General features: G+C 62.9%; 16 protein-coding genes. 7 read left to right on the plus strand and 9 right to left on the minus strand.

All coding sequences use genetic code 11. The features are described 5' to 3' along the window. Positions 1-595: 595 nt before the first annotated feature. The 4 genes from NP3_RS23940 to NP3_RS23955 all read right to left on the minus strand — a co-directional run bounded on the left by NP3_RS23940 (position 596) and on the right by NP3_RS23955 (position 6,827). Positions 596-2,038, minus strand: coding sequence for a CocE/NonD family hydrolase (locus NP3_RS23940; RefSeq protein ID WP_218024927.1), 1,443 nt, complete (start codon positions 2,036-2,038; stop codon positions 596-598). A gap of 695 nt (positions 2,039-2,733) precedes the next feature. Beyond that, a complete protein-coding gene (locus tag NP3_RS23945) occupies positions 2,734-3,459 on the minus strand; it encodes a DUF8020 domain-containing protein (RefSeq protein ID WP_063043846.1) in 726 nt (241 codons plus the stop codon). Between the two features lie 44 nt (positions 3,460-3,503). After that, complete coding sequence (locus tag NP3_RS23950; RefSeq protein WP_084508880.1) at positions 3,504-4,808, minus strand: MFS transporter; 1,305 nt, start codon at positions 4,806-4,808, stop codon at positions 3,504-3,506. A gap of 1,146 nt (positions 4,809-5,954) precedes the next feature. Next, positions 5,955-6,827, minus strand: coding sequence for an NAD(P)-dependent oxidoreductase (locus tag NP3_RS23955; protein ID WP_084508882.1), 873 nt, complete (start codon positions 6,825-6,827; stop codon positions 5,955-5,957). 674 nt (positions 6,828-7,501) lie between these two features. Here NP3_RS23955 and NP3_RS23960 point away from each other — a divergent pair. Together NP3_RS23960 and NP3_RS23965 are read left to right on the plus strand one after the other, a co-directional pair. Beyond that, positions 7,502-9,337, plus strand: coding sequence for an acyl-CoA dehydrogenase (locus NP3_RS23960; RefSeq protein ID WP_063043849.1), 1,836 nt, complete (start codon positions 7,502-7,504; stop codon positions 9,335-9,337). A 452-nt stretch (positions 9,338-9,789) separates the two neighbouring features. Beyond that, complete coding sequence (locus tag NP3_RS23965; RefSeq protein WP_063043850.1) at positions 9,790-13,101, plus strand: protein kinase domain-containing protein; 3,312 nt, start codon at positions 9,790-9,792, stop codon at positions 13,099-13,101. 105 nt (positions 13,102-13,206) lie between these two features. Here NP3_RS23965 and NP3_RS23970 read toward each other — a convergent pair whose 3' ends face one another. After that, entirely contained in the window at positions 13,207-13,638 is a 432-nt protein-coding gene (locus NP3_RS23970; RefSeq protein ID WP_063043851.1) for a YybH family protein, read from the minus strand. 104 nt (positions 13,639-13,742) lie between these two features. Here NP3_RS23970 and NP3_RS23975 point away from each other — a divergent pair, with 104 nt between their 5' ends. From NP3_RS23975 to NP3_RS23995, 5 genes are all read left to right on the plus strand, one after another. Then, positions 13,743-14,738 (plus strand): AraC family transcriptional regulator, encoded by a 996-nt coding sequence (locus NP3_RS23975; RefSeq protein ID WP_063043852.1) that lies wholly within the window; start codon positions 13,743-13,745, stop codon positions 14,736-14,738. 368 nt (positions 14,739-15,106) lie between these two features. After that, complete coding sequence (locus tag NP3_RS23980) at positions 15,107-16,366, plus strand: acyl-CoA dehydrogenase family protein (protein WP_063043853.1); 1,260 nt, start codon at positions 15,107-15,109, stop codon at positions 16,364-16,366. Positions 16,367-16,487: 121 nt separating this feature from the next. Continuing rightward, on the plus strand, positions 16,488-17,237 hold the full coding sequence (locus tag NP3_RS23985; RefSeq protein ID WP_063043854.1) for an SDR family oxidoreductase: 750 nt from the start codon (positions 16,488-16,490) through the stop codon (positions 17,235-17,237). Continuing rightward, a complete protein-coding gene (locus tag NP3_RS23990) occupies positions 17,234-18,316 on the plus strand; it encodes a phosphotransferase family protein (RefSeq protein ID WP_063043855.1) in 1,083 nt (360 codons plus the stop codon). Before NP3_RS23985 ends, NP3_RS23990 begins: the two co-directional genes overlap by 4 nt. A gap of 1 nt (position 18,317) precedes the next feature. Further along, positions 18,318-19,760, plus strand: a complete 1,443-nt coding sequence (locus tag NP3_RS23995) for a hypothetical protein (protein ID WP_063043856.1) — start codon at positions 18,318-18,320, stop codon at positions 19,758-19,760. Positions 19,761-19,846: 86 nt separating this feature from the next. On the opposite strand, the gene NP3_RS24000 is transcribed toward NP3_RS23995, so the two are convergent. From NP3_RS24000 to NP3_RS24015, 4 genes are read right to left on the minus strand one after another with little or no spacing between them, the layout of a single operon-like run. After that, on the minus strand, positions 19,847-21,625 hold the full coding sequence (locus NP3_RS24000; protein WP_063043857.1) for a hydantoinase B/oxoprolinase family protein: 1,779 nt from the start codon (positions 21,623-21,625) through the stop codon (positions 19,847-19,849). Further along, on the minus strand, positions 21,622-23,694 hold the full coding sequence (locus NP3_RS24005) for a hydantoinase/oxoprolinase family protein (RefSeq protein WP_063043858.1): 2,073 nt from the start codon (positions 23,692-23,694) through the stop codon (positions 21,622-21,624). The genes NP3_RS24000 and NP3_RS24005 overlap by 4 nt, the downstream gene beginning before the upstream one ends. A 10-nt stretch (positions 23,695-23,704) precedes the next feature. Then, a complete protein-coding gene (locus tag NP3_RS24010; RefSeq protein WP_063043859.1) occupies positions 23,705-25,264 on the minus strand; it encodes a class I adenylate-forming enzyme family protein in 1,560 nt (519 codons plus the stop codon). Continuing rightward, positions 25,264-26,433: a saccharopine dehydrogenase family protein gene (locus NP3_RS24015; RefSeq protein ID WP_063043860.1), complete on the minus strand. Its 1,170-nt coding sequence runs from the start codon at positions 26,431-26,433 to the stop codon at positions 25,264-25,266. The genes NP3_RS24010 and NP3_RS24015 overlap by 1 nt, the downstream gene beginning before the upstream one ends. Positions 26,434-26,466: the final 33 nt, after the last annotated feature.

Raw genomic sequence — 26,466 nt, forward strand, 5'->3', positions numbered from 1 at the left:
ACCGCCAGTATCAGACTATTTGATCAAGTCGTTTGATCAAATCATTCTTGCACAATCGAGGTATGTCAACTTTGACCTCGCGTTCCGCTGTGCGGAACAGGCGTTTGCACCCCAGGCGACCACCGTGCCGCCGAGTGTGACGGGCGGTGCACTGATCGCCTTGGCCACGAGTGGCCAAGGCGATCAGTGCACCCCGTCGAGGCTTTTCGCCGATCCCATGCACTACCGCCCGCCGACCGACTGCATGATCAACTACGAGGTCGAGACGGTGTCCCCTTGGTGGCAATGGGGTCAGCGGTGGTCATGATCGGCTACGACGGACTGAGTACGCCGGGAGCACACGACTATCTCAATCGAGTCGCGGAAGCGCGCAGTGCTCGATTCCGCCCGTGCGACGAAAACCTCGGTGACGCGTTGGTTACCGAAGAAACTTCACCGAATTCACTTCGGATGGAAGGACATTCAGTGAGTGAGTGGCGACTACGCCAGCACTCACCGAAGCCCTGGACTAGCAGCGCCTCGGCCGACTAACCCGAAAGCCCCCATCCTGCTGGCCATCTCACCGTCCGACCCTGCCACGAGGAGTAGGCACCTGTCAGCTCACCGCTCGGACCGGGAGGATAACCGCGGATGGACGTGCCGGATCATGGAAGACGGTCTGGTCGGCGGCGCGGAGGACGGTAGCGGTGGTGCAAGGCTCGCCGGTGCCTACATTCCGGGCGTATCTGGGGAAGGCGCCGCTGGAGACCTGCACTCGGATGCGGTGCCCTCGTTTGAAGCGGTGAGCGGTCGCCCAGAGCTGAACCGAGACACAGCCCACTTGATCGGCATTGGTCAGACTCGTCAGCCCATCGCAGATGTTCCAGGAGCGGCCCTTGGGATCCACATCGCATAGACGCACGAATACGTCGGCGTAGGACAGGCTGGACTGGAACCATATCTCGGCGCTGACCTCGCCGATGACCTCGACATCTCGATCGAGAACGGGGGTGGTAAAGGTCAGCACGTCCGCCCTGGCTTCGAGTGCGGTGTTGTCGACACGGCCGCGGTCCTTGGTCATTCGTGCCCCGCCGACGGAGGGGGTCGGATCGGCCGGGTCGTAGCGAAACCGATCGGGATCGGATGCTGTCGGCGAGTCGCCGGCCAGGACGCCGTCGGCACCGAGATAGAACCGTTGGGGCGAATAGCCTGTCGGCGGCCAGGACTCGAAGTCGCGCCAGGCTTCTTCGCCCATGACGAACAGACGGACCGGTAGCCGGTGCGGCGGCTGCTCACCGCGCGCATAGGCTAGGCCGAATTCGAGCGCCTCGTCGATCGCGACATTGCTGATGTCCTGGTGGGTCCACGGCCCGATGGTCAGGCGAACCCGCTTACCCTGGTCTTGCAGGATGCGGAAGTCGCGTAGCTGACCTGGCAAGAAGATGTCATACCAGCCGCCGATCGAGCTGACCGGGATACTCACGTTGGGCACCCGATGCCGCTGATCGAACCCGTCCCAGCGCGGGGCGTTCTGGTCGTTGGCGAGCAGATCCTCGATGAACTGGGAGTGCCGCCCGATCGCGGCCACGTCGGCCTGACCGAGTGGCAGGACACGCATCGCGCGCGCCGTCTTTCTTGCCTGAAGGGGCTCGCGCAGTGAGGCCAGCCTGCGCTCCTGGGTGTCTATCAGCGCACTCCATTCGAACGGCGATTCCAACGAAAAACCGCCGGTGCGTAGGAATTCCAGCATCAACGCCGACTCGGTTACATGCGGAATCATCGCCTTGACCTGTGGTGGCAGCTGATCGGCGATGGCCCACTGGACATAGCCCACATAACTCAAGCCGAACAGAACGACCGCTTCGCCACACCAGGGCTGCTCGATCAACCAATTGACGGTCGCCAGCCCATCCTCACGTTCCTGTCGCATCGGATCGAACGTGCCGCCCGACCCGAACGTGCCGCGCACACTCTGGATCAGCACCTGGTATCCACGCTCGGCCAGCGGCCTGGTCAAGTAGAAGCCGAGTTTGGTACGCCGCCCGTACGGGGTACGCACCAGAGCTGTGGGAGCCCGTCGCCGCCATTCCGCGGAACCCATCTGTCAGCGAGCAGCTCGGCCCCGTCGGGCATCGGCACTCGAATATCGCGCTCCACCACCACATGTCGCGTAATCGGCGGACACAGGTTCAGTTTGCGCTCGACGAGCATGCTGATCAGGTTCATCGGGAATCCTCAGTGCCGTACGGGCTCACGGTGATCGTCATGACTGATGCGCAACAAAGGCAATCTGTCAGTTAATGCTTCCCACCGGGCGTGACCTGACGCCGTCCCGTGCCCTCACCAGCCAGGGGGCCGTCCAAGCTGGTGGTCGTTTGACATAGTCATATGACCACATGGGATGCGTCGTGTCAATCCAGAGCCGCAGGCACAGCGACCTTTTTTGACTTGTTCAAGCGATCAGGAACTGCGCATGGTCAGAACCATGCCTCGAGTTCCAGCAAACGAGCAGACGGCCCCGTAATGGCGGTCCAGGCCTACGATCTGACGTTCGAAGCGGCACGGCGTTCGTTCCTCCGCGCAGCCGCTCCGCGCAGCTCCCACGCCCGACTAATACCCTCGCCGATTCTGTCATCTAGCAACGAAAGCTGGACGGCTGAGTCCGCCCCATTGAGCGAGTCAAAGCCAACTGGCCGATCCAGCCAGTGGAGGGCTGGACGGCCAGTTGGACCGTTCGACGGGCTAGTTCATGTGCTACTGGGCAGGGGCACCGACGGTAGGGTCGGGTGCGTTGACCTGATTGTAGAAATCGATGAGCGCGGCGATACCGACCGGCACCCCGAGAAGAATCACGCCGGCGGCCGTACCCAAGGCAGCACCGGTTGCGGCTCCAGCCAGGCAACCGCCGAGGGCGCCGGCGAAGAAGACCGGGAAGGTGATGGTGCCAACCGTCAATGCGCCCGCAACGCAGCCCAGCGGGGCGCCGATCAGTGTGCCGATTAGCGTACCGACGCTGATTGCAATTCCGAACTCGGTTGCGGCTGTGGCCATTGCGGTAGCCCACTGCTCCTGAGAAGCCACGGGTTTCGGTAAATCAACCGGGGCGGCAGCCCGAGCCGTCGCAGGGTCGGTGCTAGGTGTGAAGGTCGCTGTGTTGCCATCGATACGAGCGGCGATCGGCCAGTCCTTGGCGTCCTTCCGGTACGTCAGCGGAAAACCCGCCACCAAATTGCCCTGCCCGTCCAGTACCTGGAACTGGTTACCGCTCGTGGTAAATGACCCGCCGTCGGTCTTCACGACCACTGACCCGTCGACGATGCTGGAGGTGTAGTGGATACCCGGAAGGATGTCCGTGCGGATGCCCGAACTCGGTGACGCGGGCGGGGCAGCTGGCCCGGGATCGGCGCAAGCCATGCCTGCCGTAAGGCCGACGGTGAGTGCTGTGAAGGTGGATACCGCAGCGAGGTTCTTGAGTTTCATCTTATCCAATTCTCTTGTGTGGGTGTTCAACTGAGATCCGAGGTTCAGCACCGGCGCCGGATGCCGAGCAAGGCGGGGATGGCGAGGAATGCCGCGCCTGCGCCAAAGGCGAAGAGGGCGCGGTAGTTGTTCGGGCCGCCGATGCCGAGTAGCAGTGGTGCAACCAGCGGGGCGGACATCAACGCGGCCGACTGGACCAGCACGACCAGCCCGAGATCTCGCGCCGCGTTCTCCCAGGAGGTCATCGTGAGCGCCGCCAACGCGAGCATCTGACCCAGCAGGAGGCCATAGCCGATCCCGAAAAGCACTGAGCCGACAAAAAGTCCGGGGACGTTCGTGACGAGGTCCATGACGGCGCATCCGCCGCCGACCAGAAGGCCCGCGCATGCGAAGAGCGGTTTGCGCCGTCCGATCCGATCCGCCAGCTTGCCTCCCAGCGGGCTCACGATCGAGGCAATGCCATTGATGATCAACGTCGCTTCGAAGACCATCGGGACAAGAGAGTCGTCGCCGAAATGCAATTCGTACTGGAGGAAGTACACAAGGAACGTCGCGACGACCGACACACCCGCGGTGACGCCGAAAATGGAGATCAAACACCAGGCGAAATCGGGAGCCTTTCTGGGATTGAAGTACAAGTTCCGAAGAAAATCACGGAAATCTAATTTAGGTCGGACCTGCCCGGCAAAATCGGTTTCGCGCAGGACGGCCACGAACGCCAATATCAGAACTGCGCCGAGAATTGCGGGAATCAGCAGCCTCGACGTCATGTCGGCCGTGATTCGAACGACGAAGGAACCCGCGATCAGGCCAACGCCCTGTGCTGCACCGGCCAGCCCCGCTACTAGGCCGGCCCGGTGTGGCGGGATCGAGTCCGCGATCATCGACCACAGGACTGTGAGCCCTACCGTGCCCGCGACCGACACGACCATCCAGCCGACGATCAATCCTGGTAGAGAACCGACGAATGCCACCATGGCATTACCTGCAAGTATGCTGATCGCGCTCGCGACGAGCCAGGGGCGCCGCCTGCCGAACCGGGACATGGTGATGTCACTCAGCCGACCGAAGAAGGGGCCCGCTGGCAAGGCGACAAGCGCCCCGATCGCCGCGATGAGTGAATAGACCACCGAGGAGTTTGTCGGAATCGCCTCGGAGACCCGCAGGGCGAGGGTGACGGTTGTCGGCGTCAGCACTGCTGTCCATACACCGAAGATCGCGAGCACGTAAGACCAGAGGAAAGTCGGTCCGACCTGGTTCAACGTGACGCTCGATGGGGCGGTGGTCTCTGATGTCTCGGCAATGATCTCCGCGTGCGTCGCGGGAGTTGACGAATCGGAAGCTGTCATGGGTTTTCCTGTATGCAAAAGAACGTCCGCCGTCAGGGATGGAGACGCCAAAGTCGGAAGGGGCCGGTTTGTGCGGCGCGAGAATCGCGACTTGCGCGTACGCGTCGAGAAGTGGCTGAAAGGGGAGATGTTGTGGCGGGTGACCCTATTGGGTGGTCTGGTTATGTCGGTGTTGACTAGTAATTCGTTTGAATCGGCGGCTGGCGGCGTAGCGCGCGAGCTCGCCGGATGGGGCCGTCTCGGGGGCAGGAGTAGAGGTACGCAGGCAGGGCTGCGGCCGAAGGGCGCAGACGAAATGCCTTGTGGACGCTGCGTTCCGTATCATCGCCGAGCGCGGTGTCGGCGACGCGACCACGTCGTGCATTTTCGAGTAGGCCGTCTTTTGGGTAGCCTCGCTGCATTACACGCCTGCTGACTCGGTGCGCGCTCGAGTCGAACTGTCCCACTGAACTATTGGTGAGAATTCTGATTTCGCGGCAAGCGTCTACAATTCTATTTTCGTGGTCGCGTGGAGGCCGCTCGAAGGTGTAGACGCTTGTGGCAACTTTGACCATGTCGAGTCGGTTGCGAGGCCGTTCTTTACCTTCGTATATGGGCTGCTCGCCACACGGCTTTCTAATGATGATCTGGATCGGATCGCGACCGAGATCCACGCGCCGTGCGACGTTATCGGTCGTTTCTCTGCTGAGCGGCACGGTGTAGCCCAGCTCTCTCACGGTTGATCCAGGACATTTTTCAAACTTTCTTTTCATCCGCCGCATACGCGGTATGCGCATTTGATCATGGTCGCACGACTGGATCAATTGACCATGATGCGGTCTATAATCCACCGGGTTGAATCACATGTCAACACTGGGGTGAATTCTTTTTGTGAAGTACGCGTAACGTAAAAACGGTCAAATCGGACATTCGATATTTTGGCCTGCGGGACCGGCTCGGTGCCGACTATGTCCGGCTAGCGCGGGAGTGTCTCCGACGCGCCCATCGGGATGATGGGCGGCGGCGCGGCCGCAGTACGCATGCACTGCGGCGCAAGCGATTTCAATGTTGCTACGCAAAAGTGTTACGTCGTTGTATGCGTACCAGGATATGAGGAGCCCATCGATCGCTGTGCGGCGGAATCGGCCGCCCATGATCCAGTGCCGGTCATGATTCCTTACTCAAGATCTGGGCGATGATCGCGGGTGCCGACTGCTCGTGCCCGGCGGCTTCGGCGCTCGAGAAGAGCGACGCGGCGGCCTCGGACATCGCACCGCGATGCCCGATCTCGGCGAGCGCTGCGCGCATCAACTGATTGGAGCCGACGTAGATTGCGACTGTCGCTTCCTGGGTCGAGAAGTCGGACTCGGCGAGCTGGCGTGCGCTCTCCGCGATGTGGTGGTCCAGTATTGCGGCCATTCCGGAGTTCGCCTTCAGGAAATCCACGGGCCGAACACCATTGGCAACCGCGAAAGCGAACGCCTCCTGGACAGCGGCTAAGGCCGGAACGTAGGCGATCAGCGAAGTGAGGTCGAACACCGCTGCGGCACCGATGTCTTCACCGACTAATGCAGTGGCGTCGCCGAGGTTGCGGAGTAGGGGCGCGGCTTCCTCCCATGCATCCGGCGATCCGGAGATGTACAGCCCGAACCCTGGTGCGCCGATGGCGTCGGGGTATCCCGGGATCTTGCCGTCGAGATATCTCGCGCCGTGAGAGTGAGCCCAGCTCCCGGCCTCACGCGCCTGTGCGGGTGTCGAGGTCGAAAGATTTACGAGTAAGCGATCGGATAGCCCTCCTGACTCGGCGGCGGTGCTGAGCACCTGCTGCATCGTGATCGTATCGATGACCACATTGACGACGACCGGGCTTGCCTCCACTGCCGCCTCGACGGACGGGGCGACAACGGCGCCATCTTTCGCCAGGGCTTCGGCGCGTTCGGAAGAGCGGTTCCACACCGTGACCGCATGGCCGGCTTGGAGAAGTGCTCGGCTGACTGCGGACCCCATGAGACCACAACCGATAACGGTTACCTTTGACATTCACACTCGCTTTGATCAACTGACTGGGTCATATGATCGTGACGTGAGTCACTGTCGCTGTCAACACGGCGGTCGATTGCCGGGTGGGGAACATCCAGCTCTTGACAGGATTTTGCCTACATGGTCACATGATCATGTCAATTGACCAACTTGGTATCGGTTCGCTGAGATGTGCGACGCGGGTCTGTCGGCTCGATCTTCCACCGTGGTCGATTCCGCAACTAGCAGTGCCCGCCGAGAGTGATTGAAGGAGGCCCGAGATGACTGAGCGGGGGCTGATCACGCTGTCGGCCGACGTGTTTGTCGAGGACGTGCGTCGAATCATTTATCGGGACGGGGCGTGATCGTCAAGGGCGCTGTCGATTCCGAGACGCCACAAGCCCTTTGGGCTGATCGAGGTCGTGCTCGCAATGGGAGTATTTCAACGCGGAAAGCGGTGGCACGCGGGCGTTTTCGAGCAGCCTCTGCTGCGGCGCCTTTGATCGAGATGCCCGCCATGACCTGCTCGGCCTGCGATGGCATCCAAGTGGGATCCCGATCCTGATCGGGTGTGCGACTGGCTGGTCGAGCGATCCACCTGGACCGCTATGCCTCCGCATAGACGTCAATGCCGCAGTGCCAGATCGCACGCCGGTGCTGCGGCTCCACCTTCTGTTCTCGAAAGGCATTGGCCTGTGAGCCATTACAAGAGCAACCTGCGCGACCTCGAGTTCAACCTATTCGAGGTCTACGGGCTCGACGCCATCCTGGAGTCGGGCGCCTTCGACGATTTGGACGGCGCTACGGTACGTTCGATGCTCTCCGAAGCGGCGCGGCTTGCTGAAGGACCAGTGGCCGCGCCCTATGCCGAAACCGACCGCAACCCACCGGAATTCGATCCACAGACTCATGCGGTTCGCTTGCCGGAGGGGTTCAAGAAGGCAGTGCGCTGCTGGCGGGATGCGGAATGGTGGCGCGTCGGCAAAGCAGAGGAAATCGGCGGTGTTCCCGCCCCCTCGATGGTTGCTTGGGCGATCGCCGAGTTCATTCTCGCTGCGCAACCCGCAGCCTACATGTACCTCAGCGGGAGCGTGCTCGCTAATGTCGTGCACAGCGTGGGCACGGACCAGCAGAAACACTGGGCCAAGTTGATGACCGAGCGGAACTGGGGCGCGACCATGGTCCTGACCGAGCCCGACGCCGGTTCCGACGTCGGCGCGGGACGCACGAAAGCCATTCGGCAGGAAGATGGTTCGTGGCACCTAGAAGGTGTGAAACGCTTCATCACCGGTGCGGACTCGGACGATTTGTTCGAGAACATCGTGCATCTGGTGCTTGCCCGCCCGGAGGGCGCCGGCCCCGGCACGAAGGGATTGTCTCTGTTCCTCGTGCCGAAGTACCACTTCGATCCGCGGACAGGCGAACTCGGTGACCGCAACGGTGCTTTCGTCACCAATGTCGAGCACAAGATGGGGCTCAAGGCATCGGCGACGTGCGAGCTGACCTTCGGCGAAAATGGAATCCCAGCTGTGGGATGGCTGGCGGGCGAGGTCCACAATGGCATCGCGCAGATGTTCAAGGTGATCGAGGATGCCCGAATGATGGTGGGCACCAAAGCAATCGGAACATTGTCGGCCGGATACCTCACTGCTCTGGAATACGCGAAGACGCGTGTTCAAGGGCCCGATATAACGCGGTCGGCCGACAAGTCCGCACCCAAGGTGACGATCATCCACCATCCGGATGTCCGCCGCTCATTGCTGCTCCAGAAGGCGTATGCCGAGGGGTTGCGATCTGTCTACCTCTACACCGCCGCCCATCAGAATGATGTGGTAGCACTCTATATCTCGGGTGCCGATCCGGAGCTTGCGGCGCAGGTGAACGACTTGCTGCTACCGATCGTGAAGGGCGTCGGCTCAGAGCGGGCGTATCAGTATCTGTCCGAATCGCTGCAGACCCTCGGAGGATCCGGTTATCTGCAGGACTACCCCATCGAGCAGTACATTCGCGACGCCAAGATCGACTCCCTGTACGAGGGCACCACTGCCATACAGGCGCAGGACTTCTTCTTCCGCAAGATCGCTCGCAACGGTGGAGTCGCACTGGCGCATTTGCTCGGCGAGGTCCGGGAGACTGCGCAGTCCGATTACGGTGCGGTGCGGCTGAAGGCGGCCAAGGAATTGTTGATAACCGCGGTGGAAGCGGTGGAACAGATGGCCAGCCGATTAGCCGGGTGGGTGGTCGGCGCGGTGGAACAGCCTAGCGAGCTATATAAGGTGGGATTGGGTTCGGTCCGCTTTCTGCTCGCCGTCGGTGACCTCCTGGTTGCGTGGAGGCTGCTCGTTGGGGCCGAGATCGCATTGGGCGCAATGGATTCGGAATCCGAGCTCGGTGGGCGTGAGTTCTACGAGGGCAAGGTGGTCACCGCCACGTTCTTCGCACACCAGGTTCTGCCAAGACTCAGTGCGGATAGCGCTGTCATCGCCGAGATCGACACAGACGCGATGGCTCTTGCGGAGTCTGCTTTTTGATCGAACCGGTAGTGTGCTCGCGTCGGCGAACGATGGTCGTGAGAACCGGACCTGGCACCGATCGCCCGCCAGCGTCACCGCGGCGACCATGATGCACCCATCTGGCCCGTTCGGAACTCCGCCTCAGGCTGCTTCGATTGCGCGAGCGGTTGCCGGACCTCGGTCCCGAGTTCACCGGTGTAGGGGGCGGGCACCTCATGACTACCCGCAAGAGGCCAGTCCGCTACCTACCCACACGGTGACCTGATCAAGGCACCGCATCTCCGCATACCTCGCTAGGGCACCGGAGCGGCGATGCCGCCTCGACCGAGAACCGAGTGACGCCGACAAACGCCCCCACATCTACTCTGTCGAATGGACCCACCAACATCCATCGGCGATATTCTGGGGATACGTCATTGTGAGGTGAGCAGTTGTGCTTTGGGCTCGGACGAGATGAATCGGCGAATTCGATGACCGACGCCGATCCATTCGCAACGCAACGCGACGCATCCGGTTCGGTCGCAGCAGAGCTGGCGGCGGCCGGTTTCGATGACGCCGCGGAAATCGGCCGCGGCGGTTTCGGCGCTGTCTACCGTTGCACGCAGCCTTCGCTCGACCGTGTGGTGGCGGTCAAAGTGCTCACCGCCGATCTCGACGAGGACAATCGGGCGCGCTTCTTCCGCGAGCAGCGCGCAGCTGGCAGGCTGACCGGACACCCGAATATCGTGAATGTCCTCCAAGCGGGTGTCACCGACAACGGTCGGCCTTTCATCGTCATGCCGTACTACGCCCACGGTTCCCTTGACGCACAAGTTGGCCGCAACGGCCCGCTGGGACTGGCGGAGGCCCTGCGGCTGGGGGTGAAGATGGCCGGGGCTCTGGAGACAGCGCACCGTTTCGGGGTTCTCCATCGCGACATCAAGCCCGCGAACATCCTACTCACTGACTACGACGAGCCGACCCTGGTGGACTTCGGCATCGCCCATATCGCGGGAGGATTCGTCACCGGCACCGGCGTTGTGACAGGTACACCGGCTTTCACCGCTCCGGAAGTGGTCGCTGGCGCGCCACCGAGTCCCGCCACAGATGTCTATGGCCTGGGCGCAACATTGTTCGCTGCGATCACTGGTCACGCCGCATTGGAACGCCGCAGCGGTGAGCAGTTAGTGGCCCAGTTCCTCAGGCTCACCTCCGAGCCGGTTCCGGACCTACGCGAGCATGGCATTTCTGAGGACGTCAGCGCCATCATCGAACGCGCGATGTCCAGCGACCCAAGCGTCCGTCCCTCTGCCGCGGAACTGGGTGAAGAATTGCGGGGATCGGAACTCCACCATGGTTTCCCAGTCGATGAGATGGCTCTGTACACTCCGACCGCATCCGAGGACGGGGCCGGGTCAGCCAGACGCTGGAAGTCCGCCTCGGCCGGATTACAGGAGCTGCGATCGTCCGGGGCCGCTTCGAGCTCGCGCCGCCTTGGCACGCTTCCGCTGGAATTGACGAGTTTCGTCGATCGGCGCACAGAGCTGGCCGAAGCCACGAACTCGTTGTCGGCTGTGCGGTTGTTGACGTTGACCGGCATAGGTGGGGTGGGTAAGACGCGGCTGGCGGCGCGGGTGGCAACCAATGCGCAGCATGACTTCGCAGACGGCGTCACATTCGTAGAGCTAGGCGAGCTGCGTGATGAGTCCCTGCTGACCGGCATCGTGGCGGGTGCGCTGGGGTTGCAAGACCGTTCGGTGCGGCCGTTGCGGGAGACGCTCATAGATTTCCTCGCCGAGCAGGAATTGTTGCTTGTGCTCGACAATTGCGAGCAGCTGGCCGACGAGGTGGCCAAACTCGCCGAGTCGCTGCTTCGCGCATGTCCCGGGTTGCGGATCCTCACGACAAGTCGCGAGCCGATTGGCGTCGACGGGGAAGCCGTACTGCCGATTCACCCGCTGGCCGTCCCCGATCCGGATGAGCTACCGAGGGGGCTGACCCGCAACGACGCGATGCGGTTGTTCACCGAGCGGGCCGCGGCGGCTGTCGCGGGATTCGAACTCACCGACGACAACAAGGTCACCATCGCTCGGATCTGCCGACGGCTGGACGGCTTGCCATTGCCGATCGAGTTGGCGACAGCCCGGTTGCGGGCGATGTCGCCTGAGCAGTTGCTGCAGCGGTTGACTGACCGATTCGCGGTACTGACGCGAGGCAGCAGGAGTGCCCCGGCACGCCAACAGACGTTGCGCATGTGTATCGACTGGAGTTACGACCTGTGCGCACCGACGGAACAACGAGTGTGGGCCCGGCTGTCCGTGTTCGCCGGCAGTTTCGAGCTCGAGGCCGCGCACGCTGTTTGTGGCGATGATGTCGCGGGAGAAGATCTGCTGGATACAGTGGCCTCCCTCATCGACAAGTCGATCCTGATACGGGAGGAGTCGGGTACTGCGGTGCGCTTCAGAATGCTCGACACCGTGCGCGACTACGGCTTCGAGAAGGCGCAGCAAACCGGCGAATACCTCGAGCTTCGTCGCCGCCACCGCAACTGGTACGAACGGCTCGCGCTCAGTGCGAATGCCGAGTGGGTCAGTCTTCGCGCATTCGAGTGGTTTCGTCGGTTACGTCGAGAGCAACCAAACCTGCGACAAGCGCTGGAATTCTGCATGTCCGACAACCCCGAAGCCGGGATTCGGATCGCCGCAGCGCTCTTGCCTTTCTGGTTTTCCGAAGGCTCACTCAGTGAGGGGCGGCGCTGGCTGGAACGCCTCTTAGCGCTGCGCTCCGGACCGGTTACTGTGGACCATGCTGCGGCGCTCTACGCCGCGAGCCTCATCGCCGCGGTACAGGGCGACCTGTCGGCGGTGGCCGCTCTGGTACGGCAAGGGCGAGCGCTCGTCGAGCAGACGACCGACCCCCTGGCCCGCGCACATATTGATTTCGCCGACGGCCTTCTCGCATTGTTCAGCGGAAACCTCTCCGATGCGCGCCCCTATCTGGAGAAAGCCATCCGTGTGTATGCGGAGCACGGCGACCTCCTGTTCCGGGTCGACGCCGTAACACTCCTCGGCGTCACATACGAACTGCGCAATGACACTGCCCGGGCGATCGAGTACTTCGAGCACGCGCTCGCGATCAGCGAAAAGTGCGGAGAAACGATGCACCGGTCTTACGCGCTGCTGTCGCTGGCTGTCGCGTCGTGGCGACACGGCGATTCCACGCGGGCAATTGAACTACTCACGCGGTCGTTGCGGGTGAGCCGGAGGGTGAGCGACCACACTAACGCCAGCATCTGCCTGCAAACACTGGCATGGATTGCCGCGGAAAAAGGGAACACCGAGCGGGCGGTCGTCTTGACCGCAGCCGCTGAGCAGATCGCCCGCTCGGTGGGCACCGCGCCGGTACTATTTTCGGACCTGCGCGTGCATCAAGAAGAGTGCGAACGCCGAACCCGGCAGGCAATGAGTGAGAAGAGCTACACCGCAGCCCAGCGGGAGGGCGCCGCGCTCAGTTTCGACGCCGCGATCGCCTATGCCCTCGGTGAATCCGTCTCACCTGAGCAAATGGAGACTGCGGGCCGAAAACTGACCAAACGCGAGCGTGAAGTCGCCGAACTGATTGCCGAAGGGCTTACAAACCGGCAGATCGCCGCTCGCCTGGTGATCTCGCCGCGGACCGCACAGGGACACGTCGAGCACTTGTTGACCAAATTGGGGTTTACCTCGCGGGCACAGATTGCGGCATGGGTAGCGGCATCGCAAAACAACGTTCCGCAGACGCGTGCGAATTCCACCGACTCCTGATTGCCAGTGTTAGCACTGGTGCTGGACAACCGGCCGAGCTCGCCGGAGCGTACGTACTGCTCGGCGGCGCGGGGAGGTGGCAGCAAGGTGCGGTCGGCTCCCGGGTCAGGCGTTATTGGCCATGTATCGGATGATGCGCCATTTGCCGTCGAAGTGACGCCAGACCACGAGTTCTTTGCTGCTGCGGCGATCGGCGTGGCCGTCGGGGTGGGTGATCACGACTGTGGCGGTTCCGCTGTCGAGTATCAGATCGCCGATCGGCTCGACGTCGGGGGCCGGATCGAATTCGGACGACAGTGTGGCGCCGGCGGCGGCCACAATGTCGAACAGATGGGTGTAGTAAGTACGGATCTGTTCGCGACCCGTCAGCGCGCCGGGCAGGCCCTCGGGGTACATGCGGGCGTCATCGGCGAAATGATCCATTACGGCGTCGAGATCCCCGTCCGCCACCGCCCGCGTGATCGAGCGCTGCGCGCCGAGCATGACCTCGAGCGCCTCAGCGGTGGTGACGATGGCTGGCAGCGTGCGCGTATCCATAACTCCTCCAATAGTATTGGTGGCTGGTTGCTTACGCTTTCAAGTAAAGGCGGGGCGAGCAGCCGCGTCTTTGTCCGAGCGTCGCGACTGCTTTCGCTGTCGTCTTGTTCGCCCACCTTCCCAGCGACGTATCGGAGCCGGTCCTGGATGCCTTCAGCGAGATCGTGGCCGCGGGCCGCGCCCACGCGGCACTTGTGGCGCGGTTGGCACTGCGTTCCCCGTGGGGTCTGCGTGTCGACGACGACACCGCAGAACTCACCTTTTACGGAGTGCTGCGCGGCAACGCCTGGATACGGCCGCCTGATCATCCGGATTCGGTGGAGTTGCGGGCAGGGGCGTTCGTTCTGATCCGCGGATATGACCACACCGTCGCCTCGACGGCCACGGCACGCGGCCAGGCTTTCAGTCGCGTCGGCCCGACGTGGCTGCTCGACGGCGAGCACGACCGCTACGCCAATCATCCCGAGGCTGGGCGGGCCGACAGCGACACTGTAATGGTCTGTGGCAGTTATTGTTTCGACAGTGACATTGCCTCGGTGCTCCTGCGGACGTTGCCCGCCCTCGTGCACTTGCCCGTGGTACCGCAGGATCTCACTGCAGTACTGCACTTGCTCGACGCCGAAGACGGGCATGTCGGCAAACCAGGCAGGCAAGCCGCCGTCGACCGGCTCATGGATCTGGCCTTGGTCTACGCCCTGCGCACCGCCTTCGCGCAGCCCACCGCCGTACCGCCGGGCTGGTACCGCACCCTCACAGACCCTAGGCTGGCGCCCGCGCTGAACGCCCTTCACGAAAACCCCGCCCACCCTTGGACAGTGCAGGAACTTGCCGACCGCACGGGGTTCTCCCGCGCCGCCTTCGCCCGCCGGTTCACCGCCAGCGCCGGGCAGCCACCCCTGACCTACCTCACCGAATGGCGCATGGAATTGGCGCGAGATCTGCTGCGGCGCAATGACTCGGGCATCGCGGGTGTCGCCCGCAGCGTCGGCTACGCCAACGAGGCCACCTTCACCACCGCGTTCAAACGACACACCGGCCTCCCGCCGGCACAATGGCGCCAGCGCGCCACCTGCCCTCGAACTCTGGACGACAACGGCTAGTGTGCCGTGCTCGATATCAAGAGCGCTTTCGGCCTGTGCGCCAGCGGAGCTCTCGGGTCGAGGCGATCATCCGATTTGGTCTTGTGGGGCACTCATCGGTGACTTATCGGCTTGTGCGTGTGCACATCATGGCCGTGTTTCATGCCTATTCTCCCCCCGCTTGCGGTTTTCAAGAATTGCATGTGCACATCGAGCTCGTCCCGGTGCGGTTTGTTGGCGCCGGGAGAGCTGGAGACGCAGGGAGCGCGTAATCGTTTCCGGCCATCTGCTCGGCCGGTCCGATGGCCCTGCCTAGCTGCGCAAGCGCGCGATCGTCCGCACGCGCTGCGCGATTGCCCTGTTCATACCAGCGAGAAGAACGAGAAGAGATGGATTTCGCACCCAGCTCCCGGGCTGCCGATCTGATGGAGCGAGTGGGGCGCTTCATCGACGAGGAGGTCGCTCCCGTCGAGGCCGAATATCACCGCGAGGTAGCCGCGCAGCGCGAGAACGCAGACGATCCTTGGCGGCCTCGGTCGCTGCTCACCGATCTGCGCGCCAAGGCGCGAGCACAAGGGTTGTGGAATCTGTTCCTGCCAGCCGCGCATGCCGGTGTCTACGCCGCGCGATTCGGCACCCAAGGTGGTGCAGGTCTGACCAACGTCGACTATGCCCCGATCGCTGAGCTCACCGGACGGTCCTTGCTCGCCCCGCACGTATTCAATTGCAATGCACCGGATTCGGGGAACATGGAGGTGCTGCTTCAGTACGGGGACCAGGCCCAGCGCGATCGATGGCTCGACCCGTTACTGGAAGGTACGATCCGTTCGGCGTTCGCCATGACCGAGCCGGGGGTGGCGTCGTCGGATGCGACGAATATGGCCGCCGCCGCGGTGCTCGAAGGGGACGAGGTCGTGCTGAACGGCCGTAAGTGGTGGACCACGGGCATCGGCCACCCGGACTGCCGGGTCATTCTGTATATGGGATTGACCTACCCGGATGCGGACAAGCACCGGCGGCACACCATGGTCCTGGTACCCCGCGATACCTCCGGGGTAAAGATCGAGCGGATGCTCCCGGCCATGGGCCGCTACGACGAGCCCTTCGGACACGGTGAGGTGACCTTCGCGAACGTGCGCGTCCCAGCGTCCAATATTCTTCTCGGACCCGGTCGCGCCTTCGAAATCGCGCAAGGTCGGCTAGGTCCTGGCCGCGTGCACCACTGCATGCGTCTGATCGGCCTCGCCGAGGCGGCATTGGCGGCCGTGTGCCGACGCGGCTTGGACCGTACTGCCTTTGGGAAGCCCCTGGCGGCCCTGGGAGGTAACCGTGAGCGGATCGCCAAGGCGCGCATTGCCATCGACTCCGCCCGCCTACTGGTGCTGCACGCGGCTTGGAAGCTCGACACCGTCGGATCGCGCGGTGCACTGAGCGAGATCAGCCAGATCAAGGCGCACGTGCCAACCATGGCTCAGGAAGTAATCGACTTCGCCATGCAGATGCACGGCGGCGCGGGGCTTTCCGACGATCTCCCACTGGCGGCAGCATGGTCCACCGCGCGAGCGATCCGGTTGGCCGACGGTCCGGACGAGGTGCATCTCGACGTTGTCGGACGAGTCGAGCTCGGCAAGTACAGCGGTGGGCGATGACGATGGCGCGGATTCTGACTCCCGGTCGTACAGCGGGTTTGGGCGAGACCTTCGCCGATCGCTGCGTCGCGCGCCACGTCTCCGTTGCCAACATGGTTGCGCACGACGAGGGGAGCGCCCGATGAGCAGAAGAGTCATTGTCATAACCGGTGCCAGTTCCGGATTGGGCGAGGAAATGGCGCGCCAGTTCGCCGCCCTGGGCTACGACCTGGGCTTGTGTGCACGCCGACTCGATCGGCTCGCCACGCTTCGAGACGAACTCCTTACCGCACAGCCTGATTCGAAGGTGGAGATCGCGCCACTCGATGTCACCGACGACGCGGCCGTCCAGGCGGTATTCGAGGGCTTCCATTCGTCTTTCGGGCGACTGGACCGGGTCATCGTCAACGCTGGCAGCGGTTCCGGCGCGGCTCTCGGAACCGGAGGGCAGACGGCCAACCGCACCACCGCCATGACGAATTTCGTTGGGGCGCTGACGCAATGCGAGCACGCTCTGGCGATCTTCCGTGCTCAGAAGTGCGGACATCTGGTGCTCATCTCGTCGTTTTCCGCGCTGCGCGGCATGCGGCGCTCGATGACAACCTACGCGGCCAGCAAGGCTGGTGTCGCCGCTCTCGCGGAGGGTCTGCGCTCGGAACGTATTCCGGGAGTGGATATTTCACTCATCTGTCCCGGCTACATCCGGTCGGAGATGAATGCCGCCGCGGCGGATCGCACCAAATTCATGGTCGACACCGAGCCCGGTGTCGCCGCCATGGTGCGGGCTATCGAGGCACGCAAGACCACCGCCTATGTCCCGCGCTGGCCGTGGGTGCCGCTGGCCGTCGCCATAAAACTGCTGCCCCTGTCGATCGTGAGGAAACTGACGTGACATCACGTGCCGTCTCGGCACATTCAGACGCCCGCGAGGTGCGTGCTGAGGACGCCTTCGATATCTCTGCTCTGACCGCCTGGTTACACGCACACGTGCCGGACCTCGTCGCTGTCCCGGCGGTGCGCCAATTCTCCGGTGGCGCTTCGAATTTGACCTATCTGCTGGAATATCCCGACCGTGATCTCATTCTGCGTCGCCCTCCGGGAGGCCGACGCGCCGAAGGCACACACGATATCGCCCGCGAGTACCGGGTACAGACAGCACTCGGCCCGGTCTTCGATTACGTACCTGCTACGATCGCGCTCTGCGAGGATCCTGGAATCATCGGTGTCCCGTTCTATCTGATGCGCCGCCTCGACGGCATCATCCCCCGTAAAGAGCTACCGCCGGAGCTGGACCTGACCAGTGCCCAGGTCCGTAGCCTGTGTACAAACGTTCTCGATGTTCTGGTCGGCCTGCACACGGTCGATCCGGACGCGGCGGGCCTGACCTGGATGTCCAAGGGGCACGGCTATGTCGCCCGTCAGGTCGCCGGGTGGAGTGACCGATACCGGCACGCCAAGACCTGGAACGTGGGCTCGTTCGAATCGGTGATGTGCTGGCTCGCCGACAATCAGCCCGCCGACCGCGCAGCCGTCCTCATCCACAACGACTTCCGCTTCGACAACATCGTCCTCGACCGCACCGATCCCACCCGCCCGATCGGACTGCTGGACTGGGAAATGGCCACGATCGGCGATCCGCTGATGGACCTGGGTGGCGCCCTCGCCTACTGGGTGCAGCAGGACGACGGCCCGGCATTCAAGTTCTTCCGCCGCCAGCCCACCCACACGTCCGGCATGCTCACCCGCGACGAAGTCGTCGAATACTACTGCCGCCGTATCGGAATCGGCCTCGACGACCACGAATGGGCATTTTACGAGGTCTTCGGCCTGTTCCGGTTGGCCGTCATCTGCCAGCAGATCTACTACCGCTACCACCACAAACAGACCACCAACCCAGCCTTCCGATTCTTCGGCATAGCCGTCGTTCTGCTCGAGCGTCGCTGCCGCCGCATCATTCGCAGGATTAGATGAGATGTCCGTCGACTTCGCTCTTGTGTCGAACACCCGACCCACCACCCCGACACTGACCAGGATCCTCGCCGACGCGGCCGAGCCAGCTTCGCCAGAACTGCGAAAACGGGTACTCGATAGCCGGGCATGGCGCACCGATTACGCAGCGTTGCTAGCGAAGCTGACCAGTGCGACGGCCTATAGCGCCGTGGCACATGCCGTCGCGGCAGCGGGACTTGCCTCTGCCCGGCGTAACATGGTCTGGATCGAGGAGGCTCGAGAAAAGCCGCTTTGCGAGGTGACGCTCGGCCGCCGTCTGGCGTGGCAGCCACGCACCGCGACCGTGACCGGTGCCACGCAACCGGCGGCGCAGCTGCGGGTCCCGTATCGTGGCCGGGAACTGGGGGGCTCCGAACTACTCGACCAACTCGACACCTGGGTCTCGCGAGGAATCGCTGAGCCATCCTTCCGAGAAGCCATTGCTCGGGTGGCAGCCCATCCACACTGGTTGTCGGTCCCTGGTCGTCGGATCGCACTACTCGGCGCGGGCGCTGAACTGAGCCCGCTCGCGCCACTGTCTGCCTGGGGTGCGGACGTTCTCGCGGTCGACGTGGCGGGCCGCGACGTGTGGTTACGCATCGCGGAGATTGCGCGAAACGGGGCTGGCATCGTGCGGTGGCCACTACGTCCCGATGGCACACCGGGCTTGGATGTCACCACCGATCTGGACGAGCTGGCCACCTGGATCAGGACCGAAGCCGCGGACTCCGCACTCGTGCTGGGCATGTACGCCTACGCCGATCGCGGCACGCACGTCCGAGTCACCATGGCGATCGACCTGCTGGCCACATATCTGAGCTCTCTCGATCCGAAAACCGCCCTCGCCTATCTCGCTACACCCACCGACGCGTTTGTTGTTCCGCCCGCCGTCGTTGGAGCCGGTCGCACAGCATGGCGCGAACGAGGCCGAGTCGGTTATTTGGACTCGGTGGGCCGGTGGGTATCCCGCGGCACCCTGTTCCGTCCCTCGTACACCACAGTGCACACCGACGGTACCGGCCTCGCCGATATCCTTGTCCCGCAACAAGGTCCGAGCTACGCCCTGGCCAAACGCCTGCAGCGCTGGCGCGGCGTCATCGCCGAATGCGCGGGACATCCGGTTTCGTTCAATGTCGCACCCGCATCGTGGACCCGCTCGGTGACCCGCAACAGGGCACTGGCTGCCGCGTATCGCGGTGCACACCACTTCAATGTCGAAGTGTTCGAGCCCGAGACCTGCCGCGTTCTCATGGCGGCCCTGCTCGTTCATGATCTGAACTACGGCACGGTGTCGCGGCCACATCCAGAAGCGCTGTTCAGTGATCAGGCTCTGCACGGCGGCCTCTGGCGAACGGCATATGAACCGAAGTCAGCATTAGCTTTCGCGGCTCTTCTCGGCACGCTCGATAGATCCGTCGGCCGATAGAGCGCGAGCACCGTGATGGGGCTGGTCGGCTGAGCGGAACTCAGCCGACCAGCCCCTTTTCATTGGGCGACGCCGCATCGGGACAGTCAATCGCGCTGGTGCTCGCGGAGTTGTTCGGTCGCTTGGACATTCACGGCAAGTGATTCGTCCTCGATCGCACCTGCCAACACGACCGCGTATTGATCCACGGCGGCCTCGCGGGAGATCCAGCCTTCCAGCACATCGGACAAAACCAGTTCCGGTTCACGCTCGCGCGGGTCGCCGAAACCTCCGCCACCCGCACCGCTGGCCCGAACACGCTCGCCGGGCGAGAGGAACTGGAATCCCATGGTGCCGATATCAATCGGGGAATCACCACGACCGAGGATCTGTCCCCAGGCTTTCGCCCCGGGGCCGCCACCGTTGACGCCCGCTGCGGGATGCACACCCCCGTCGCCGGCATATGCGACCGTCATGGGAGTGTCTCGCGGCCCGTACACGACGACGGCTGGAGGTGCCCCGCGCCGCCGACCGGGACCCCCGCCGTCGATCGTCAGCCTTACCTCATCGATCAGAATCGGATACTTGCCTTCGAGCACCTCGACGCTGTCGCGGTGCAGCAGGCCTCCGGTAACCGGTAACGCGATGGTGAGCCAGCCGTCGGTATCGGCATGAGCTCCACCGCCGTTATTGCCGATAATGATTTGATTGACGTATTGCGAACCGCCCCTTCGGTTGTCGGTACCGCCGATCACGGCGGAATCGGCGCCCATCGCGGCCCCGCCCTGTGCCAGTCCGATCCCGGGCAGGTCGCCGAATGCACTCGCCGTCGCGTTCACCAACCGGTCGGCAACGTTCGTGGTTGCCATCGAGCAACACGTAGGGTGCACTGGAATACCGGCGACGCAGTTCTCGCGAAGTAGGACTTCGATACAACGAAACGTGCCGTGATTGTGCGGGATATCGCTGTCCAGAATGTTGAAAAGTCCTGTTACCACGCTGTTGGTCGCGGTCGCCTCACTCTGATTGAAACCGGCCGGTACGCAGTCCGGATTGTCGCGCAAATCGAGCACGACGGTTCCGGCCTCGGCATCGACGTCCACGATCACCTGCAGCGGGATTCCCTGCTCCACACCAGGGAACGGGTCGTGGGTAGCCTTGCCGATGTAGCGACCTGACGGAATCTTGCGCAGTCCTTCGCGCATCCGCCGTTCCGAGTAGTCGAACCATGTCTCGATGAATGCCTTGATCGTATCTACGCCGTAACGCTCGGTGAGTTCCTGCAGGCGCTTTTCCGCGATCCGGGCGGCACCGAGCGCCGCCAGATAGTCCCCGTACCACACCTGCGGTACACGGATGCGCCGTCGAGCTGTTCGGATGACTTCTTCGACGTCCCTGCGATCACGTTGGATCCGCACACACGGGAAGCTCACCGCGCCCTCTTCGAATATATCCCGGGCAAAGGGCATGTACGTCGTCGGGAGTGTATTCCCGATATCAGCCTGATGCGCCTTCGCGCACGCGGTGAAAAGATGCTCGCCGTCCACGAAAACGGGTACCAGAATCGTATGGTCCGCATGATGGGTATTGCCCAGATATGGGTCGTTGTGCAAATATGCATCACCGTCGCGCAAGTCCGGATGCAGTTCTCGCATCGCCTTGGACTGCAAGTGCGAACCGAAGATGTGCACCGGGAGTCCGGCTGCGGAGGCCAGTAGGCGGTCGTCACCGGTCACAATCGAACAGGAGAAGTCCCGAGCGACTCCGATCACGGCCGAACGAGCCGTTCGGAGCAGAGTATTGGTCATCTCACGGCCGATGGCCTCGAATCGATTGGCAAGGATCGCGACCAGGGTGGGGTCGTCGATCGTAAGGGCGCTGGTCATGCTCCAACCTCGATCAGGTAGTTGCCGGTAGATGTCACATGCGCCGTCGCTCCCGGCGGCAGCACAATGGTCGTGGTCGGTTCTTCGATGATTGCGGGTCCGGCGATTTCATGACCGGGTAAAGCTTCCGCGCCTCGAACAACCACCGACTGATGTGCGACGCCGTCGAAGTAGGCGATGCGTCGAACTTCCGGAACCAAGGATGTTGCAGAAGACTCCTGTACTGGCGGCAACGGCGCCCCGGTAGCCGTGATTGCGCGCAAACGCCAGGACAGGCATTCTACGGGAGCTTCGTTGTCCCGAACCATGAAAAGCCGCTCGTGCTCGGTGCCGAAGATATCGATTAATTGCTTGATATCCTCTTCGGTTTCGAATCGTAGATTCGGCAGTTCGACGATGATCTCCCAGTTCTGCTCGGCGTATCGAGCTTCGACCGACAGCCGCAAGTCGGTGCGATCATACCCGCGCGACCGTAATTTCGAGGCTTCTGCTTCAGCTCGACCGATCAGGGATTCGAGTGTGGCGTTCACTCCGTCGAAATCGAAATTCCTGGTAGAGGTCGGATGCGTTGCGGAGTACTCGAAAATAATGTCGGAGAATTGCGCACCACACGCACTCAGACCGCCCGCGGTGCGCGGGACGAGAACTTCGCGACAGCCGAGTTCGCGCATAATCGCCACACAGTTCAACCCGCCAGCACCACCGCCTGCCACGACGAAGCTCTCGCGAGGGTCGACGCCCTCCACGGTGGTCAGTTCGTGGATCGCGCGGACCATCTGCTCGTTGGCGATGGTGAGGATGGCTGCCGCACACTTTTCGGGGTCGAGACCGATCTTTTCGGCGAGCTCGCTCACCGCGGAACGTGCGGCGTCGACGTCGAGTGTCAATCGCCCGCCGTGGAAATTGTCCGGATTGAGGTACCCGAGCACCGTGGCGGCGTCGGTGACCGTCGGCTCGGTGCCGCCGAGCCCGTAGGCGGCCGGTCCCGGGTTCGACCCCGCACTGCGCGGGCCGACACGCAGCAATCCGCCGGAATCCACCCAGGCGATGGATCCGCCGCCGGCGCCGATGCTGCGAGCGTCCACCGACGACATGCCTGTCAGATGGCCGAAATACTTTCCACCGAGCCATGTTTCCTGCGTGAAGACCACCTTGTCGTCGTGCACCATGCTCACGTCGAAGCTGGTGCCGCCGGTGTCGCACACGATGATGTCGCGCCCGTTGGCATGTGGACTCGCGTACGTCCGGCCGGAGATCGGAGCCATCGATGGCCCGGACCGTGCGCTGTAGATCGGGCGCTGTGCGAGTTCCGATACGTGCATGACCCCGCCGAACGACGTTGCCGCCATGAGCTCACCTGCGAATCCGTGCGCCTTCAGATCCATGTGCAGGTCGGTCAGATGCGACTGCATCAATGGCTTCAATGATGCGTCGATCGCGGCTGACGAGGCACGACGGAATTCGCGTAGCACTGGATTGAGCTGATGTGACAGCGTGATCGGAATGCCGGGCAAATGTTGCTCGAGCAACTCACCGAGACGTAGCTCGTGTGCGGGATTGACCGTTGACCACAGCAAGCACACCGCCACCGCCTCGACATGCCGTTGCCGCAGGCCCTCGATGATCGCAACGGCACCGGTCTCGTCGAGCTCGCGGACGATTCCGCCCTCGGCATCGATACGTTCATCGATCTCGAAGGTCAACCGCCTCGGCACGTATGGCTCCGGATACTCCACGGCGAAGTCGAACGCGTCCAACCTGCCGCCTTCGCGCATGACGAGGGTCTCGGGATGACCGGCGGTGGTCAGCAGTGCGGTTCTGGCGGTCTCACCCTCGATGATCGCGTTGGTGGCGCGAGTGGTCGCATAGACGAACAGATCCGCACCGGTCAGCACCTCTTCACGGGTCCGGCCGAGTACGGCCGCGGCGGCGTCGAGCCCCTCCCAGATGCCGACAAAAACGCGATCGTGGTTCGTGAGTGCCTTTCCGAGCGCGATATTTCCGTTGCCGTCGGCCACCACGACATCGGTAAAGGTTCCTCCCGTGTCGATGGTGATTCTGAATGCCATTTTGTTCTCCTCAGTTGTACGCCGCATCGATATCCGATCTGGTCAGGAGTTCGGATTCGAGACTTCGCAATTCCGTGCGCCGAATCTTGCTGGTTTCCGTGCGCGGGATCTTTTCGACCAGCTGGAAAAGCGTCGGCACCATGAACTTGGCCATGACAGAATGGCACCAGTCCACCAAGCCGGTGAAATCAGCTCCGGGCACCGGTACGATCACCGCTTTGATATCGTCTTCGCCCAGTTCGGACGGCACACCGACGACGCCCACCTCGGCGATACCTGGATGGCCGAGCAGCGCCGTTTCGACTTCCTGTGGTGAGACGTTCTCGCCTCGCACTCGGATGAAATCCGTCATCCGCTCGACGAAGTAGATATATCCCGCGCTGTCCATGCGGCCGATATCGCCGGTTTGGAACCAGCCCTCGCGCCACGCGTTCGCGGTACGTTCGGGTTCGTCAAGATAGCCGCTCATCATCACGTTCGCACGCTGTGGTCGAAAGACGATTCGGCCTTGCTCGCCGTGCGGCAGCTGCTTACCCTGATCGTCGTGGATTTGGATCTCGAAATTGGGATTCGCCGGTCCGCAGCTGCCGTTCGGCAAATTCAGCTCTAGTGTCGGCATGCTCAGTGGTTCGGCCTCCGACATGCCATAGACATCGAGCATCCGAACACCGAATCGCTGCTCGAAGTCGCGCCGCAAGCCTGCTGGCAGGTGACCCGCGATCCCCATCCGCAGATTGTGGGAACGATCTCTGGGATCGGGCGCAGCCGCGTAGAGCAGCTCCAGAACACTGACGAATCCGCCGAATAATGTTGCGCCGCAATCGCGTATCTGATTCCAGAACTGCGACAGCGAAAAGGTCTCGAACAGTGCCACTGTGGCACCGGCGCGCATCGCTACTCCGAATACATCCATCTGGGCCGCGATGTGAAAGTACGGAGCCCAGTTGTGAAAGACGTCGCGCTCGTCGACCGCCCATGCCTTTGCCAGCTCGGCGCTGCCCGCGTCGAACATGCCGTGGGGTACAACGACTCCCTTGGACCGGCCGGTGGTACCGGAACTGAAGAGAATGGTCGCGGGCGCATCCGGGCGGTTCCCAACGGGCTTCCACACCGGGTCGGACGGCACGCTGCGAATCAGATCCCAGAACGAGAGCGGGCCGTCTGCACCGCCGTCTACAAGCACCACTGTGCGACCTGCCGCGGCGTCGACTGACTCGAGCTGGTCCAACCCGCTCAGGTCGGTGAGTACGACGGTCGAGTCCACGCGGGCCACCATCTCGGCCAGCGCGTCACCGCGCTGACCACGGTTGAGCGTCACGGGAACCATGCCCGCCGCTTGCGCGCCGAGCCAGGCGTATATCGCCTCGGGGCCGTTGCCCAAATACAAAGTGACCCGGTCATTTCCACCGTTCGAGTCGTTCAGATCCCGCAGCGCGCGACCGGTGCGTGATACGAGGTCGACGGCGTCGCGGTAGGTGATCGCCTCGCCGTTCCAGATAAGAAATGCCCGGTCGGGATGGCGCACACCGGCAGCGAAGAGATGGTCTGCCAGTCCCACCGCAGTTGTCATCATGCATCCCCTTCCGATTTGACGATGGACAACATCGAGGGATCCGCATCCTCCGATTTCGTGGCGAAATCAGCGAGCCGTTCGAAGAACTCGCTCGGTTCGAATGCCGATTCCGGCGCCAAAACTCCGGCCGGTGTGTCAGCGTGACGGACCAGGAGATCGAGTCCGACCGCCAGCGGGATACCCGTAGCTCCGCCCATCCGGCCCGGCAGGCTATAGGACGGTGTGATGGTGGCGAGCACACTCATTCCCTGTTCGGCACCATCACCGGTCGCCAGGGCCCACACCAGGGGAAGCGCGTCATGGAATGGGCGACGAGCCGCCGCCAGCTTCTCCCCGGCCTGTCCGAGCGTCAGTTCGCCGTTCGCATAGCCGGTCGCGACTGTCCGCAACGGGTCGAAGAACCAGTCGGGCCCGCTCATCACGTTGAGGGAGGTGTTCCGCACCGGGATATTTCCTGCCAGAGTTATGGGCTCGGGGTGACCACAGGTGTAGACGGTGTGCTGGCCCAAGCCGGGAAAGCTGAGCTCGATGCGCTCGAGCGGAGCAGGTTCCGCCCAGCCGCCGTTTTGCCACGTCCGAATTTGCCCGCTGGATTGTCTGAGAAAATGGTCCAGCGCAGCCGAGGGGCCGGACGAGCTGTCGGCTGGATCTGCCGACGCACCCACGAGTGCCCAGCCGGTGTACAGCTCGTCGACCTGATCCAGCTCCGAGGCCGCGGCCCGAGCGAGCAGATTGCTGAGGCCGGGACTCGCGCCCATGCCCTTTACTACTCGTACACCAGCGGACTTGGCCGCGGCATCCAATTCCAGCGCGGCGACCGTCGACTCCCAGTCGTCATCGATATCCAGGTAGTCGCAACCCGATTCGATCGCCGCGCGCAGAATCCGCTCGCCGTACATTACGAACGGCCCCATGGTGTTCAGCACGATGTCGCTGGCAGCGAACACCTGACGTATCGCTACCGTATCGGTTACATCGAGCTGCACCGCCCTGGCCGGGGCACCGACTTCCTCGCAGATCTGCTGTGCCCGTTCGAGATTGATATCGGCGACAACCAGATCACCGATGAAATCGAGCCGAGCGGCAGTGCGCAGGGCCCAGCGGCCCATGGCACCCGCGCCACCGACTATGGTGACTCGCTTGCCGGTATTTTCGATACTGCTCATCTGAGCCTCCAAATATTTTGCTGTCCGATTTGC

It is taken from the genome of Nocardia pseudovaccinii NBRC 100343, assembly GCF_001613225.1.
Lineage (GTDB): Bacteria > Actinomycetota > Actinomycetes > Mycobacteriales > Mycobacteriaceae > Nocardia > Nocardia pseudovaccinii.